Below are 15742 nucleotides of genomic sequence, written 5' to 3'. Positions count from 1 at the left end.
GCTCAGATACCCAGCGCATTCGTGCATAGAGCGGCCACGGCATCGATCGAGATGATACCGATGATACAGACAACCACCGTTCGTGTTGCCGCACGGCCGACTTCGGCCGCATTGCGCCCCGCGTTCAGGCCGATGTAGCAGCTCGTCAGCGCAATCAACACGCCAAACGCGATCGATTTGACGAACCCGATCACGAACTCGGTCAGGCCCATCGCATCCTGCAGGCGTTCGGCGAAGGCGGCCGGTGGCGTACCGAGCACGATATTGGCCACGACCATGCCACCGATGATCGCCAGCGTTGCGCCGTAGAGAAACAGCAGCGGCATCATCAGAGTGAGCGCGGCCAGACGCGGCAGCGCCAGGAATTCGAACGGCGAGACCCCGATCATGCGCAGGGCGTCGATCTCTTCGTTCGATTCCATCGTCGCCAGATGCGCCGCAAACGTGGCCCCGATCCGGCCGGCCATGATGAACGCGGTCATGATGGCCGCCATCTCGCGGGCCGAGGCAATGCCCACCAGATCCGCCAGATACATGCCGGCACCGAAGGTCTGGAGCTGAACGGCACCGATGAACCCGAGAACCGCGCCGATCAACAGATTGACCACGGTCACAACCGGCAGCGACGCCGCCCCGGTTTCGCGCACGAGCTCGATGAAATCGCGCCAGCGGGTCTGGGCCCGCCCGGAGACCAGGGCCGGCGTCGTGGCCAGCGCGTGGCCGACGAGATTGGCCGTGTCACGTGCGGTGACCAGACGCCGGTTCAGTCGCAACCCGAGCCGTGCCAGCAGTCCCGGCGGACGCGCTGGCGCGCCACGGGGCGGCGCCGCGCTGGACAGCGCCATCAGCGCCGCCACATCCGACGGCAGTGCGCGATGTTCAACCGCGCGGTCGGCATCGTCGAGGCGTAGTCCCAAGCCGTGAACGAAAGCTGCGACACGCGGATGGCCGGTCGATAGCCCCTGGCCGTCGATCACCACCGCACCGGTGTCGCCGAGCCGCGCCGCGACATCCCGCGAGGCAGGCGGTCGCGCCGCCTGCCCCCAGTCGCCCTGCAGACGCAGTATGGTCCGGCTCTCTTCGCGCGAGACCTCGTAGAGCGACCGGGATTCTGCCTGGCTCAAGCCGTGGGCTCCCGGCTACGGATCGTTGCCGGGCACGGGCAGATTGGCCGTCGCGGCGTGGGCGCCGTCCTTGGCGTCCGGCACCGGGTCGTAGTCATGCGCGACTTCTTCGAGCGCCGGATCCAGCGAATCGCTCTGCTGCGTCCAGCCGCCGCCGAGCGCCTTGTACAGGTCAGCGGTCGCGGTGAAGCGATCGGCAATGGCCTGGGCAAGATTCAGCTGGCTGGAAAACAGATTCCGCTGGGCATCGAGCACGTCGAAATAATCCGTCCGGCCGACCTGATAACGCAGATTGGCCAGTTGCAACGTATCGCGATAGGAAGCGACCTGTTCCTGGACCGCGACGAAGCGCTGTCGACTGTACTTGACCTCATCCAGGGCGTTGTGGACGTCCTGGAACGCCTGGCGCACGGTCTGACGATACTGGATCTCGGCCTGGGCCTTCTGTGCCTTGGCACTGCGATACTGCGAGTTGATACGACCGAAATCGAGAATCGGCGCCGTGATCGAACCGCCGACCTGTTCGATTTTCGAGTAAGGCTCGAACAGATCGTCGACCGAAAGGGCCTGTGTACCGATCATCGCCGACAGATTGAAGGTCGGGAAGAAACGGGCCTTGGCCACACCGACGTTGGCATTGGACGCGATCAGGCTCGCCTCGGCCGCTCGAACATCCGGGCGACGCTCGATGAGCTGCGAGGGCAGCACCTTCGGCAGATCCTGCGGCAACGTGATGTCGTCGAAATCACCGTCCGGAATATCGGTGGCGGTCATGATCTGACGCGGCGTCTTGCCGGTCAGCACGGCGAGTGCTGTCTGCAGCTGGCTGGCCTGTTGTTCCAGCGGCGGCAGCTGTGCCCGGGCCGAGTCGAGCAACGACTTGGTCTGGAGCAACGTCAACTTGTCGATCGCGCCGTACTGATAACGCTTCTGATCCAGGGCGTAGGCCTGCTCACGCGTACGGATCGTCTTCTTCGTGACGTCGATCTGACGCTGATAATTGCGCAACGACATGTAGTTCGTCACGACGTCGGAGACGACCATCAGCCGCACCGAGTCCTCGGTGTAGGCCGAGGACAACAACTGCGCACGCGCCTGCTCGTCGGACCGTCGCAGCGCGCCCCAGATATCCAGCTCGTAGTTGAGCGTGCCGGCCACGGAATAATAGTTATAGCGCTGGGCGCCAGCCGAGGCGCCAGCAGCGCTCGAACTCGAGCCGCCGCCCGCACCGGCACCGCCACCAGACGACGATCCACTCCCCGCGCTGGAGCCACCACTGGCACCACCGGTAGCCGAACTGGCACGCTCGCGAAGCCCCTGGGCCTGGCCCTGGATGGTGGGATAGAGCTGGGCATTCTGATAGCCCAGCTCCGCCCTTGCCTGACGAACGCGCTGGAACTGCAGCGCGATGTCGAGGTTGGAATCCAGTGCCTGGTCAATGAGCTTGTTGAGCGTCGGATCCTTATACCGGGTCCACCAGTAGGCCAGCTTCTGCTGTTGATCGGCGGACAGGAGCGTCGAATCCAGCTGCGACTGCGGCAGGTCCATGTCGGGACGCTCATAGTCCGGACCGACCGCACAGCCTGCCAACAACGCGGCCGCACAGAGAATCAGGGCACTACGCATTGTCGTCTTCCCTGTTCCGGGTCTGATCGTCGTCGTGCGACAGCTGGCGGGAATCATCGTCGAACTCATCGTTTTCATCTTCGTCCTGAGTCTTGCCACGCGCGCGGGCGAGTTTCTCCGATCCCTTCTCGATCAGATCGTAGAACATCGGCACGAACAGAATGGCGAAGAACGTGGCGAACAGCATACCGCCGATGACGGCCGTACCGATGGCGATACGGCTATTGGCGGCCGCCCCGCTGGCCACAGCCAGCGGCACGGAGGCCAGCACGAACGTCATCGACGTCATCACGATCGGTCGGAAACGCAGTTTGGCCGCCGAATAGGCCGCATCGGCGGGGGATTTGCCGGCTTGTCTCTCAAGAACAGCGAACTCCACGATGAGAATCGCGTTCTTCGCCGCCAGTCCGATCAGCACCAGCAGGCCCACCGTGAAGTAGATGTTGTTATCCACCCCGCGCAGCCAGACCGCCATGTACGCGCCAAGCGTGGCAAACGGCACCGCCGTCAACACCGCGATCGGCAGACTCCATTTCTCGTACTGGGCCGCGAGGATCAAAAACACCATGACCACGCCGAACACCAGCGCGATGATTGCAGCATCCCCGACGTGCTGGGCCTGATACGCCGTCCCGGTGAAGGCAAAGTCGTAATTCGAGCCCAGAACCTGAGAGGCGACCTGCTGAATGGCCGCATTGGCCTGACCGGAGCTATACCCCGGTGCCGCAGCCCCCTGAACCTGTGCCGCCGGGAAGACGTTGAAACGCTGCACCACGTCGGCCGAGGTCGTGCGCTTGGTACTGACCAGCGACGACACCGGGATCATCTCGTCTGTCTTGTTCGATTTGACGAACACCTGACGCAGATCATCCGGTTGCATGCGATACGCGGCATCGGACTGCAGATTGACCTGCCAGTTACGGCCCAGGAACGTGAACTGGTTCACGTACAGCTGACCGAACGTCGACTGCAGCGTCGAGAACAGGTCGCCGATCGGCACACCCAGTTCCTTGGCCTTTTCGCGGTCGACGGTGACCTTGTAACGCGGCACGTCGGTGTTGAGCGTTGTACGGACCCGCTGGAGCTCCGGTCGCTTGTTGGCGGCCGCGATCAGCTTCTGCGTCTGCTTGAACAACGCGTTGTAATCCGAGCCTTCCTTGCTCTGGACATAGCCTTCGAAACCGCCCGTCGTCGACAGGCCGATGATCGGCGGCGGGTTGAAGGCGATCACCTGTGCACCGGGCACCTGCGCGCCGAGTCCGAAGGCCTGATTGACCAGGTCGAACGACGACGAATCGCGTTTACCCCAGTCCTCCAGTGTCAGGAACATGACGCCGGCCCAGGTGCGCGGTGCGCTGGCCAGGAAGTCGTAACCCGGCACGCTGACCACGCCGGACAGCCCGTTCATGTTGGCTCGTGCCTTCTTGTAGAACTCTTGGCTGACCTTTTCCGTACGTTGCAGCGACGCGCCCGGCGGCAGCTGGTAGTAGGCAAAGATATAGCCCTGGTCCTCCTGCGGGATGAGACCGCTGGGCACCTGGGTCGAGAAGAACCAGGTCGCGCCGATCACACCGGCAAACAGCAGCAGGCCGAGAATCGCGCGCTTGAGCAGGAAGTTCACGCCCCAGAGATAGGCATCGGCGCACTTGTCGAAGCCCTGGTTGAACTTGCGGAAGAACCAGTTCTTCTTATCGCTACTCGGTTTTAGGAACAGGGCACACAGCGCGGGCGTGAGCGTGAGTGCGACAAAGCCGGAAATGAGCACCGAGACCGCGATGGTGATCGCGAACTGGCTGTACATCTGCCCGGACAGGCCGCCGAGAAAGCCCACGGGGACAAACACTGCGTTCAAGGCGAGCACGACAGCGATGACCGGGCCGGTCACCTCCTCCATAGCCTTGATCGCCGCCTGCCGCGGTGGCGCTTTCTCCTCGGTCATGATGCGTTCGATGTTCTCGATCACGATGATCGCGTCATCGACCACGAGACCGATCGCCAGAATCATGCCGAACAATGTCAGCAGGTTGATCGAGAAGCCGAGCATGTAGATGCCGGCGAATGTCCCGACCACCGCGACGGGCACCGCCAGCATCGGAATGATGGTCGCCCAGAAGTTCTGCAGGAACAGATAGATGACCAACAGCACGAGAATCAGCGAGATGAAGAAGGTGAAGATCACCTCTTCGATCGACGCGTGCACGAACTGGGTCGTGTTGTACGGGATCTTGTATTCCAGACCCTGGGGCAGATTCTTGCCCAGGTCCTCCATCAAGTGCCGTACACGCTCGGCCGTTGCGAGCGCGTTGGCCCCGGGTTGCAGATAGATGGCTGCGGGCACGGCCGGCTGGCCGTTGAAACTGTGCAGCGTCGCATACGACTGCGCCCCGAGCTCGACTCTTGCCACATCCTTGAGCCGCAATACCCGCCCGTTGTCGAGCGACTTCAGAATGATGTTTTCGAACTGTGACGGTTTGGAGAAACGCCCGGCCGTGCTGGCCGTGTAGGTGAAGGCGATATCCGCGCCACCGTAGGGCCGCTCACCGAATTTGCCGGCCGCGAACTGCGAGTTCTGCTCGCGAATCGCCGACTCGACGTCGCTGGCGGTGATATCGAAACGTGCCATCTTGGCCGGATCCAGCCAGATGCGCATCGAGTAGTCCTCGGTCGAGAACAGACGCGCGTCGCCGACCCCGTCGAGTCGTTTGATGGGATCGATGAGATACACCAGCATGTAGTTACTGATGTAGGTCGTATCGAACTTCTTGTTCGGCGAGTACAGCGTGACCACCTGCAGAATACTGGTGGACTGCTTGCGCACGGTCACGCCGGTCTGTTGCACGGTGTCCGGCAACTGCGACAGCGCCGATTGGACGCGGTTGTTGACGTCGATCGTCGCCTGCTCGGGCTCGGTGCCGATCTTGAACGTGACGTTGAGCTGCATCTGCCCCGAGTCCGAAGACGTCGAGGTCATGTAGATCATGTTCTGGACACCGTTGATCTCGGTCTCCAGGGGCGCGGCCACCGTCTTGGCAATATCCTCGGCACTGGCGCCGGGATAGTTGGCACGCACGACCACTTCGGGCGGCACGACGTCCGGATACTGCGAGATGGGCAGCGAACGCATCGCCAGCACACCCGACAGCGTGATGATGATAGCCAGGACGGTCGCAAAGACCGGCCTGTCGATGAAGAATTTAGACAGCACGCGTACGTCCTCGCTTAGCTGTTCTGCCCGGACTGGCCGCCGCTACCGCCGCCGGACGCATCGCCCGACGACTGGGCGCCACCATTCGAGGCCGGATCGCCGTTCTTATTGCCGGCGCCCTGCTGAATCTTGATCGGCGCGCCGGACTGCAGCGAACCGATGCCGCTGACAATGACCTTGTCACCCGGCTTCAGGCCGCTGGAAATGACACGCCCGTCGCTGGTGTTCGGGCCGAGCTTGACGGCCTGGGTCTGTGCCTTGCCATTGCGAGCAACGAACACCTGAACCTGCTGGCCGCTGTCCGAAATCGCGCTGTCCGGTACGGTCAACGCCTTGTCCAGCGTCTGAATACGCAGACGCGTCCGAACATAACGCCCCGGCATCAGTTCATTGTTCGGATTCTTGACCACGGCGCGCAGCTGCACGGTGCCGGTATCCGGATCGATCGTGCTCTGGGTGAAATCCACCTGCGCCTTGTACGGGAAAGGCTGGCCATTATTGAGCAGGATCGTGGCCTCGCGAGTCGAGGCATCGGACGATTCCTTGCCCATGTCGGACAGCGCCTTGCGTCGGGCGAAGGCATCGTCCTCGGGTAGCGCGAACAGGACATAGACCGGATCGAGCTGCGTGATCGTGGTCAGCTGGGTCTGGTTGGCCGTGACCAGCGAACCGAGATCGATGTCGCGCAGACTGGTCACGCCGGTGATCGGTGCTTCCACGTGCGTATAGCCGAGATCGATCTGAGCCGAGTCGAGATTCGCCTTGGCCTGCTGAACGCTGGCGCGATCCGAATCATAGTTCGACAGAGCCTGATCCCGTTCGGCCTGACTGACCGCGTTGGAATCGTAGAGTTTCTTCGTGCGATTCCAGATACGCCGCGAATTGGCCAGCGACGCCTGTGCACTGGACAGCTCGGCCTTGCGCTGATTGACCGTGGCCTGGTAGGGCTTCGGATCGATCGTGAACAGCCGATCGCCTTTGTGGACGATTGACCCCTCTCGATAATTCTTGTCCAGCAACACGCCGGTGACACGCCCGATGATGCGCGCGGTCTGCTTGCCCTCGACGCGTCCCGGATACTCGGCGTACACATCGACCTGATGCGGCTGGAGTGTCTTGACTTGAACCGGTGTGGGCGGCTGTTGCTGCCCTCCGCCGCCCTGCGCCTGTCCGCCGTCGCCCTGACCGCATGCGGCCAGAGCAAGCGACGCCATGACGACGAACAGCGCACGGTGTACTGGAAGGCGCCGAGCGACGCCGAAATGGTAATCACGCATACCGCGAATCCCTGAGGTGGACTTCCCTGACCGTTCGCATCATACATACATTCGCGTATGTATGTAAGATAGGCGTCACGGCGACGGAGACGCGGCGCGAACAGAGCGAGTTATGGCACGTAAAACGAAAAGCGAGTCCGAGCAGACCCGCGAACACATCCTTGATGCGGCCGAAGCCGAAATGCTGGATCGCGGCGTTGGCAAGGCTTCCCTGGAACGCATCGCACAGCGCGCCAATGTCACGCGCGGTGCGATCTACTGGCATTTCGAGGACAAGAGTGCGCTGCTGGCCGCCATGGTCGCCCGGACCAAGATGCCGATGCGCGATCTGCGTCAATGCCTGAGTGAACACATCCCGGGGGCCGCGCCGCTCGAGCTGCTCAAGGAGATGATGCTGCACGGCGTCAACCGCCTGGCCACCGACGATCAGCACCGGCGCGTCTGTCATATCGTGCTGCATCGCTGTGAGATCGACCAGAGCGAAGCCGCCAGCGCCCGCCTTCTGGCCGCCATGTTCGACGAGACCCGGGCCGCACTCGTGGCGATTTCCCACGAAGTCGCCGAGCAGCGCAGCCTGCCGGCGGGACTGACAGCCGAAGACATCGCCGACATGATCATGGCGTACATGGCCGGCCTGTATGAATGCAGCCTTCGTCATCCGGATACCTACCGCGTCGAACACGGCGCGGAAACCAAGATCGAGGCGCTTCTGAATGGCCTCTTTCCCCTGCCAAGCCCCGAGCAAACCGCGACGTCGTCCTGAGCGACAACGTCCCGCCAGCCGGCGGCAAGCGATCGACACGTCGGCGGCGAGTCCACCTGTCGCCGGCCGGGCTGACCCGCTGCGGCATCGTGTTCGACCTCGACACGGTCGGCATGCAGCACATCGCGCGACCGTCGCATGTCATTACGCTCGCTGCGCGTAATAGCCACTCATGTCGGGTGGCTGCAGATTGATCGGCCGCTTCGGCCCCAGAAACCGCGGCGCGGTATGAAAGACGAACAGGTCGAGTAACGCCTTGATCCGCGCGAAATACTCGCGGGCTTCAGTACGCAGCGGCTGGCGCCGATCCTCGTCCGGCCATGTATAGCCGATCGCGCTCAGCCCCGTATGACGGGCGATGAACAGGGCCCGGTATTCATGGTAGCGCTGCGAGACGATCACCACATGCGTGAGCGTGAACACCCGTCGGGCCCGCATGACCGAGTCCAGCGTGCGGAACCCGGCGAAATCCAGCGTCATCGCCTCGTCCGGCACGCCCCTGCGGCGCAGCGCCTGATACATCTTCTGTGGTTCGTTATACGCCTTGCTGGGGTTGGCGCCCGACAGCAGCAGATGACGAACCCGCCCCGTACGATAGAGCTGCGCAGCCGCCTTGATACGATTTTCGAACAGCAGGTTCGGATTCCCCGTATGGGTATACGGGCTGGTACCCAGCACGAGCGCGATATCGAAGACCGGCATGTGTACCGGCGTATCGTAGATCTGGCCCCGCGTCGACTCGATGACCCAGGCGTTCACGGCGATGGCGATCAGGGCCAGCGACCCCACCAGGCTCACGAGCGCGCAGAGCGCGGTGCGCACAGCGCTTGCGCGCCCTCGGACCAGCCGTGCGGCGGCGCGCATCATCGCCACGACATGGCGCTGGCCCATTCGAATCGTCCCTGCCGCACTACGGCGCTTGCCCATACGGCTCCGAGAATCGTCGCGCAGCCGCGGCTTGTCAACGCACCGCCTGAGCCGGGCTCGACAATTCGTTGATCGCCAAATCGAGTCCGGCCGGCGTCAGCGCGAACATACGGTCGCCCATCAGCTCCCGCGTCATGCCGATCGATGGCGTGGCCGCCCAGCGCGCGGCCGGCACGGGGTTGAGCCAGACGGTGCGCGGAAAAGCGGTCAGCAGATGCCGCAGCCAGCTCTCGCCTGATGCAGCATTGAAATGTTCGACGGAGCCGCCGGGATAGGCGATCTCGTAGGGACTCATGCTGGCATCGCCGACGATGATCACGCGGTAATCCGAGCCGAAGGTTCGGCACAGGGTCGATGTATCCCATTGCTCACTGTGGCGCCGGGCATTGTCCTGCCAGACGGATTCATAGATGAAATTGTGAAAATAGAAATAGGACAGATGGGCGAACTCGGAACGCGCGGCAGAAAACAGCTGTTCGCAGATCGAGACATGCGCGTCCATCGATCCGCCGACGTCGAAGAGCAATAACAGCTTCATGGCATTGCGCCGCTCCGGACGCATCACCAGATCGAGCTGGCCGCCCTGTCGGGCCGTGGCCCGGATTGTCGCCCCGAGATCGAGCTCATCGGCAGCGCCTTCCCGAGCAAACCGCCGCAGTCGTCGCAACGCGACCTGAAGGTTGCGCACGCCGAGCTGTCGATCGTCGGCCAGATCGGCGTATTCACGATTATCCCAAACCTTGACGGCACGCTGTTCCCGGCTGGTGTGCTGACCAATGCGCACCCCTTCGGGATTGTAGCCATAGGCACCGAACGGCGAACGACCGGCCGTGCCGATCCATTTATTGCCGCCTTGATGACGCTCGCCCTGCTCTGCCAGGCGCTCGCGCAGGGTCTGCATCAACGCTTCCCAGCCACCGAGCGCCTCGACGCGGCGTTTCTGTGCATCATCGAGCTCGAGCTCGGCCATTTTTTCCAGCCATGCGGCCGGTACCTCGCCTTCGGGCTCGGCGAGCGATTCGATACCCCGAAAATAATGGCCGAAGATCCGGTCGAACAGATCGAATCGAGTCTCGTCCTTGACCAGGGTCATGCGCGCCAGCGCATGGAAGGCCGTGACGCTCGTGCCGGCCAGATGCGCATCGAGTGCTTCGAGCAGGGTCAGAAACTCACCGACCGAAACCGCGAGCCCGCCGCGACGCAGTTCCTGGAAGAACGCGATGAGCACGGGTGAGCGCCGACTCAGCGTCGACCGCGACGCGCCATGAAGGCGAGACGTTCGAACAGATGCACGTCCTGCTCGTTCTTGAGCAGTGCCCCGTGCAACGGCGGCAAGGAATTCGCCGTGTCGGCAGCGTGCAGCGCCTCGGCCGGCATATCCTCGGCGACGAGCAGCTTGAGCCAGTCGATCAACTCCGAGGTCGAGGGCTTTTTCTTGATGCCCGGCACCTCGCGTACATCAAAGAACAGATCCAGCGCATCGGATAGCAGGCGCTGTTTCAGCCCCGGGAAATGCACATCGACGATGGCCTGCATCGTCTCGCGATCCGGAAACGCGATGTAATGAAAGAAACAACGGCGCAGAAACGCGTCCGGCAATTCCTTTTCATTGTTGGACGTAATGATGATGATCGGCCGATGCCGGGCCTCGATCGTCTGACGTGTCTCGTAGACATCGAAGGCCATACGATCTAGCTCGCGCAGCAGATCGTTCGGGAATTCGACATCGGCCTTATCGATCTCGTCGATCAACAACACCGGCTGTTCGTCACAGGTGAAACACGACCAGAGCGGCCCCGGCACGATGTAGTTGGCGATATCGTGGACCCGCGCCTCGCCCAGCTGCGAGTCGCGCAGCCGCGCGACCGCATCGTATTCGTAGAGCCCCTGAGCCGCCTTGGTCGTCGATTTGACGTGCCAGGCGAACAGAGGCTTGCCCAGCGCGGCGGCGACTTCCTCGGCGAGCATGGTCTTGCCGGTGCCCGGCTCGCCCTTGATCAGCAGCGGACGCGACAGCGTGGCAGCAGCGTTGACCGCCATCTTGAGCGCATCGGTAGCGACATAGCGCTCGGTGCCGACAAAATCCATGCTCATGCCCCCTCAGCCAGCGCGGTCGCGCAGCGCGGCAATCGCGGGTAGCGTCTTGCCCTCGAGAAACTCGAGGAAGGCACCGCCGCCGGTCGAGATATAGGAGACATCGTCGCCGACGTCGTATTTCTCGATCGCAGCGAGCGTGTCGCCGCCGCCGGCGATCGAGAACGCCGCGGATGCAGCGATCGCTTCGGACAAGGCCTTGGTGCCGCCGCCGAAGGCATCGATCTCGAACACGCCGACCGGGCCGTTCCAGACGATCGTGCCGGCCGACTTGAGCACGTCGGACACCACCGCACGCGCCTTCGGACCGACATCGAGGATCATCTCGTCGGAACCGACCGCGTCGATGGCACGCTCGGCTGCCTTGGCATGCTCCGACAGCTCGTTAGCCACGATCACGTCTTCCGGCAACGGAATATCGCCGCCGCGCGAGCGGATATCGGCCAGGATGGCCTTGGCCTCATCGACCAGATCGGCCTCGTAGAGTGATCCCCCGACGTCATGCCCGGCCGCGGCGAGGAAGGTATTGGCGATCCCACCGCCGACGATCAGCTGGTCGGCCAGCTTGGACAGGGACTTGAGCAGCGCCAGCTTGGACGAGACCTTGGAGCCGCCGACAACCACGACCAGCGGCCGCTTCGGATCATCCATCGCCGCCGTCAACGCCTCGACCTCGGCCATCAGCAACGGGCCGGCACAGGCCACCGGCGCAAAGCGGGCCACGCCTTCGGTCGAGGCCTGGGCACGATGCGCCGTGCCGAACGCGTCCATGACGAACACATCGCACAGCGCGCCCATCTTCCGGGCCAACGTTTCATCGTTGCCCTTCTCGCCCACGTTGAAGCGCACGTTCTCGCAGACCACGAGCTGCCCTTCGGCCACATCGACGCCGTCGAGCCAGTCACGGACCAGCGGCACCTCAAAGCCGAGTTCGGCCGACAGCCAGCGCGCCACCGGCGCCAGCGAATCGGCCTCCGAGGGCTCGCCTTCGGTTGGCCGGCCCAGATGAGCCGTGACCATCACGCGCGCGCCCGCCTCGATCGCTTTCTTCATCGTCGGCAGGGACGCCCGCAGGCGGGCGGCGGAGGCGACTTCGCCGTTCTTGATCGGGACGTTGAGATCCTCGCGGATCAGCACGCGCTTGCCAGCGAGTTCGACATCGTCCATCGAAAGCAGGGTCATGTCTTACACCATTCTTGAATTCGTGATCGGCCGCGTCGGCGCGGTGGCGCAGCGGCCGGCAAGGGGTATCAGAGGCCCACAAACGCAAAGACCGGACAGTGTCCGGCCTTTGCAGTCTGGGCGATGAACCGGTCGATCAGCCGGCCTTGGCCATGGCCAGTGCCGTGTCGAGCATGCGGTTGGAAAAGCCCCATTCGTTGTCGTACCAGGAGCAGACCTTGATCAGGCGACCGCCGGCCACCTTGGTCAGCTTGGAATCGACCGTCGAGGACACCGGATTGTGGTTGTAGTCCTGCGACACCAGCTCTTCGTCGGTGTAGGCCAGCACGCCCTTGAGTTCGCCGTTGGCAGCGTTTTTCAGGACTTCGTTGACCTGCTCGATCGTGACGTCCTGGCGAACCGTCGCCGACAGATCGACGAACGAGACGTTGATGGTCGGCACGCGCACGGCGAAGCCGTCGAGCTTGCCGTCGAGATCCGGCAACACCATGCCGACGGCGGCCGCCGCGCCGGTCTTGGTCGGGATCATGCTCTGAGTCGCGCTGCGCGCCCGACGGATGTCCTTGTGATAGACGTCCGATAGCACCTGGTCGTTCGTGTACGAGTGGATGGTGTTCATCAGCCCGTACTCGATACCGAAGGCCTCATGCAGCGGCTTGACCAGCGGTGCCAGGCAGTTCGTCGTGCAGGAGGCGTTGGAGACGATCTTGTCGTCGGCGGTCAGCGTTTCATGGTTCACGCCGTAGACGATCGTCTTCATGTCGCCGGCCGGCGCCGAGACCAGCACCTTCTTGGCGCCGCCCTTCAGATGCGCACTCGCTTTCTCTTCGCTGGCGAACAGGCCGGTGCACTCCAGCACCACCTCGACACCGAGATCGCCCCAGGGCAGATCCGCCGGATTGCGCTCGGACAGCACCTTGATCTTGTCGCCGTTGACGACGAGATCTTCGCCCTCAGCCTTGACTTCGCCCGGGAACTTGCCATGGGCGGTGTCGTACTGGGTCAGATGCGCATTCATGTTCGCATCGCCCAGATCGTTGATCGCGACGATTTCGAGCTCATTCGTGCGGCCGGCCTCATAGAGCGCCCGCAGCACGTTGCGCCCGATGCGGCCGTAGCCATTGATTCCGATCTTGACTGCCATGTGGATTAACTCCTCACGTTGATGACGTTTGAAAATCTGGCGCAGGTGGCGGGGTCGATCAACCCTTGACCTGACGACGCAGGGCGTCGGCCACGGCATCGACGGTCACACCGAGCGCATTGAAGACTTCGTCGCCCGGGCCGGACATGCCGAACTGGTTGACGCCGACCACTTCGCCGGTGGCACCGACATAGCGGAACCAGGAATCGCTGACCCCGGCCTCGACGGCCACGCGCGCGCTGATGTCGGCCGGCAGGACCGATTCGCGATAGGCCGTGTCCTGGTCGACGAACACATCCAGACACGGCATGGACACAACGCGCACGGCCACGCCTTCACCGGCGAGCCGGTCGGCTGCCTTGACCGCCAGCTCGAGCTCGGTGCCGGTCGCCATGACGATCGCATCGGGCTTGCCCTGGGTGTCCTTGATCACATAGCCGCCGCGCGCGATGTTGGCCACGGCCTCGGCATCGCGATCCTGATGATCGGTGTCCTGACGCGACAGCGCGAGCGCCACCGGACCGTCGGCGCGCTCGATGGCGGCACGCCAGGCCACGGCCACTTCCACATCGTCGCCCGGACGCCAGACGTGCAGCCCCGGAATCAGCCGCAACGAAGCCACATGCTCGATCGGCTGATGCGTGGGCCCGTCCTCGCCGACCCCGATCGAGTCGTGGGTATAGACGAACACGTTGCGCGCCTTCATGAGCGAAGCCATGCGTACCGCGTTGCGCGCATAGTCGGAAAAGGTCAGGAACGTGGCACCGAACGGAATCAGGCCACCGTGCAGCGACAGACCGTTGGTGATCGCCGACATGCCGAACTCGCGCACGCCGTAGCAGACATAGTTGCCGGTCTTGTCGGCAGCAGAGACCGGCTGGTAGCCGTCGAAATCCGTGCCGTTCGACCCGCTCAGATCCGCCGAGCCGCCGAACAGTTCCGGCAGGACCGTCGCATAGGCGCCGAGCGCAGCCTTGGAGGACTTGCGCGTTGCAGTGCGCTTGCCCTCGGCCTGCGTCTGCTCGATGAACTGCGTGGCGGTCTCGGCCCAGTTGTCCGGGAAGCGCTCGTTGGTGCGACGCACGAATTCGGCCGCAAGCTCGGGGGCGGCCCGGGAGAACGCCTCGTAACGCTGATTCCAGTCCGATTCGGCCTTCTGGCCGGCGTCGCGATGGTTCCAGGCCGCGTAGATATCGTCCGGGATCGCAAAACGGGTCTCGTCGGACCAGCCCAGTTCCTTGCGGGCCGCGGCGATCTCGTCGTCGCCGAGCGCGGCGCCGTGAGCCTTGGCCGTACCGCCCAGGTTCGGCGCGCCGAAGCCGATCACGGTCTTGCAGCAAACCAGTGTCGGCTTCGACGATTCGTTCTTGGCCGCCTCGATGGCGGCATTGATGGCATCGGCGTCATGCCCGTCGACATCCCGCATCACCTGCCAGCCATAAGCCTCGAAGCGCTTGGCGGTGTCGTCGGTGAACCAGTTCTTCACTTCGCCGTCGATGGAGATGCCGTTGTCGTCATAGAAGACGATCAGCTTGCCGAGCCCCAGTGTGCCGGCCAGCGCACAGGCCTCGTGGGAGACCCCTTCCATCATGCAACCGTCGCCGGCGAAGCAATAAGTGTAATGATCGACGACTTCGTGGCCGTCCTTGTTGAAATGCGCCGCCAGGCTGGCTTCGGCCAGAGCCATGCCAACCGAGTTGCCAAGCCCCTGACCCAACGGGCCGGTGGTCGTCTCGACACCGGGCGTTTCAGTATTCTCGGGATGGCCCGGCGTACGCGAATGCAGCTGTCGCAGCTGCTTGAGATCGTCGATCGACAGATCGTAGCCGCTCAGATGAAGCGCGGCGTACTGCAGCATCGAGCCGTGACCGTTGGACAACACGAACCGGTCGCGATCGAACCAGTCGGGATTGGTCGGGTTGAACTTCAGGTGGTCATTGAACAGTACTTCAGCAATATCGGCCATGCCCATCGGCATGCCGGGATGACCCGAGCCGCACTGCTGGACAGCGTCCATCGAAAGAATACGGATCGCATTGGCGAGATCACGACGTTCTGGCATCTCCACTCCACGGCTAGTTTTTTTGAAGAGGGCCATTGTCAGGCAACGCGCCCACCCGAGCAACAAGCAGCCTGTCAACCGCCGTCACCGGGCCCGATGGAGGAAAAACCGGTACCAGAAGCACCTCCTGGCATTGCTTTTCGCAATCGAAAAACGAGCTGCGATAGCCGAATCAAAACGACCACCAACCGGCGGATACTCTCGGATCAACCAGTTAGCGCGACACCATTTAAACGGCAACTATTAGAATGTAATTAAAAATATTTTCCACGACCAATGATTGACTTTTAATATTTTTTATTGTGCTAGCGTCGATCCGACAGGCGATCTGGCGATCG

At 63.0% G+C, this 15742-nt stretch carries 11 protein-coding genes; 1 reads left to right on the top strand and 10 read right to left on the bottom strand.

The features are described from left to right. Positions 1 to 2: 2 nt before the first annotated feature. From D3260_RS04500 to D3260_RS04485, 4 genes are read right to left on the bottom strand one after another with little or no spacing between them, the layout of a single operon-like run. Complete coding sequence (locus D3260_RS04500; RefSeq protein ID WP_120097378.1) at positions 3 to 1124, bottom strand: ABC transporter permease; 1122 nt, start codon at positions 1122 to 1124, stop codon at positions 3 to 5. Between the two features lie 15 nt (positions 1125 to 1139). Then, entirely contained in the window at positions 1140 to 2750 is a 1611-nt protein-coding gene (locus tag D3260_RS04495) for an efflux transporter outer membrane subunit (protein ID WP_158583392.1), read from the bottom strand. Then, entirely contained in the window at positions 2743 to 5955 is a 3213-nt protein-coding gene (locus D3260_RS04490; RefSeq protein ID WP_120097376.1) for an efflux RND transporter permease subunit, read from the bottom strand. Before D3260_RS04490 ends, D3260_RS04495 begins: the two co-directional genes overlap by 8 nt. Before the next feature lie 14 nt (positions 5956 to 5969). Then, entirely contained in the window at positions 5970 to 7232 is a 1263-nt protein-coding gene (locus tag D3260_RS04485; protein ID WP_120097375.1) for an efflux RND transporter periplasmic adaptor subunit, read from the bottom strand. A gap of 112 nt (positions 7233 to 7344) precedes the next feature. On the opposite strand from D3260_RS04485, the gene D3260_RS04480 reads away from it, so the two are divergent. Continuing rightward, positions 7345 to 7995, top strand: a complete 651-nt coding sequence (locus tag D3260_RS04480; RefSeq protein WP_120097374.1) for a TetR family transcriptional regulator — start codon at positions 7345 to 7347, stop codon at positions 7993 to 7995. Between the two features lie 144 nt (positions 7996 to 8139). Here the strand turns inward: D3260_RS04480 and D3260_RS04475 are convergent, their stop codons facing one another. The 6 genes from D3260_RS04475 to tkt all read right to left on the bottom strand — a co-directional run bounded on the left by D3260_RS04475 (position 8140) and on the right by tkt (position 15404). Next, positions 8140 to 8886, bottom strand: a complete 747-nt coding sequence (locus tag D3260_RS04475; protein WP_158583391.1) for a vancomycin high temperature exclusion protein — start codon at positions 8884 to 8886, stop codon at positions 8140 to 8142. Between the two features lie 70 nt (positions 8887 to 8956). Further along, positions 8957 to 10150 carry a VWA domain-containing protein gene (locus D3260_RS04470; RefSeq protein WP_120097372.1) on the bottom strand — a complete coding sequence of 398 codons (1194 nt, stop codon included), beginning with the start codon at positions 10148 to 10150 and terminating at the stop codon, positions 8957 to 8959. 14 nt (positions 10151 to 10164) lie between these two features. Continuing rightward, the gene (locus tag D3260_RS04465) at positions 10165 to 11010 is read right to left on the bottom strand and encodes a MoxR family ATPase (protein ID WP_199671366.1); all 846 of its coding nucleotides are present in this window, start codon (positions 11008 to 11010) and stop codon (positions 10165 to 10167) included. Between the two features lie 12 nt (positions 11011 to 11022). Then, entirely contained in the window at positions 11023 to 12198 is a 1176-nt protein-coding gene (locus D3260_RS04460) for a phosphoglycerate kinase (RefSeq protein ID WP_120097370.1), read from the bottom strand. 136 nt (positions 12199 to 12334) lie between these two features. Further along, a complete protein-coding gene (gene gap, locus D3260_RS04455; protein ID WP_120097369.1) occupies positions 12335 to 13342 on the bottom strand; it encodes a type I glyceraldehyde-3-phosphate dehydrogenase in 1008 nt (335 codons plus the stop codon). Positions 13343 to 13400: 58 nt separating this feature from the next. Continuing rightward, complete coding sequence (tkt, locus tag D3260_RS04450; protein ID WP_120097368.1) at positions 13401 to 15404, bottom strand: transketolase; 2004 nt, start codon at positions 15402 to 15404, stop codon at positions 13401 to 13403. Between the last annotated feature and the right edge of the window lie 338 nt (positions 15405 to 15742).

The organism is Salinisphaera sp. Q1T1-3 (genome assembly GCF_003602005.1).
Classification (GTDB): Bacteria; Pseudomonadota; Gammaproteobacteria; order Nevskiales; family Salinisphaeraceae; genus Salinisphaera.
This window is presented reverse-complemented; position numbering and strand designations above follow the sequence as displayed.

Coding starts and splice junctions, on each gene's coding strand:
- D3260_RS04475 (WP_158583391.1), bottom strand. CDS start 8,886: ATGGGCCAGCGCCATGTCGTGGCGATGATGCGCGCCGCCGCACGGCTG.
- D3260_RS04465 (WP_199671366.1), bottom strand. CDS start 11,010: ATGGATTTTGTCGGCACCGAGCGCTATGTCGCTACCGATGCGCTCAAG.
- tkt (WP_120097368.1), bottom strand. CDS start 15,404: ATGCCAGAACGTCGTGATCTCGCCAATGCGATCCGTATTCTTTCGATG.
- D3260_RS04480 (WP_120097374.1), top strand. CDS start 7,345: ATGGCACGTAAAACGAAAAGCGAGTCCGAGCAGACCCGCGAACACATC.
- D3260_RS04495 (WP_158583392.1), bottom strand. CDS start 2,750: ATGCGTAGTGCCCTGATTCTCTGTGCGGCCGCGTTGTTGGCAGGCTGT.
- D3260_RS04485 (WP_120097375.1), bottom strand. CDS start 7,232: ATGCGTGATTACCATTTCGGCGTCGCTCGGCGCCTTCCAGTACACCGT.
- gap (WP_120097369.1), bottom strand. CDS start 13,342: ATGGCAGTCAAGATCGGAATCAATGGCTACGGCCGCATCGGGCGCAAC.
- D3260_RS04460 (WP_120097370.1), bottom strand. CDS start 12,198: ATGACCCTGCTTTCGATGGACGATGTCGAACTCGCTGGCAAGCGCGTG.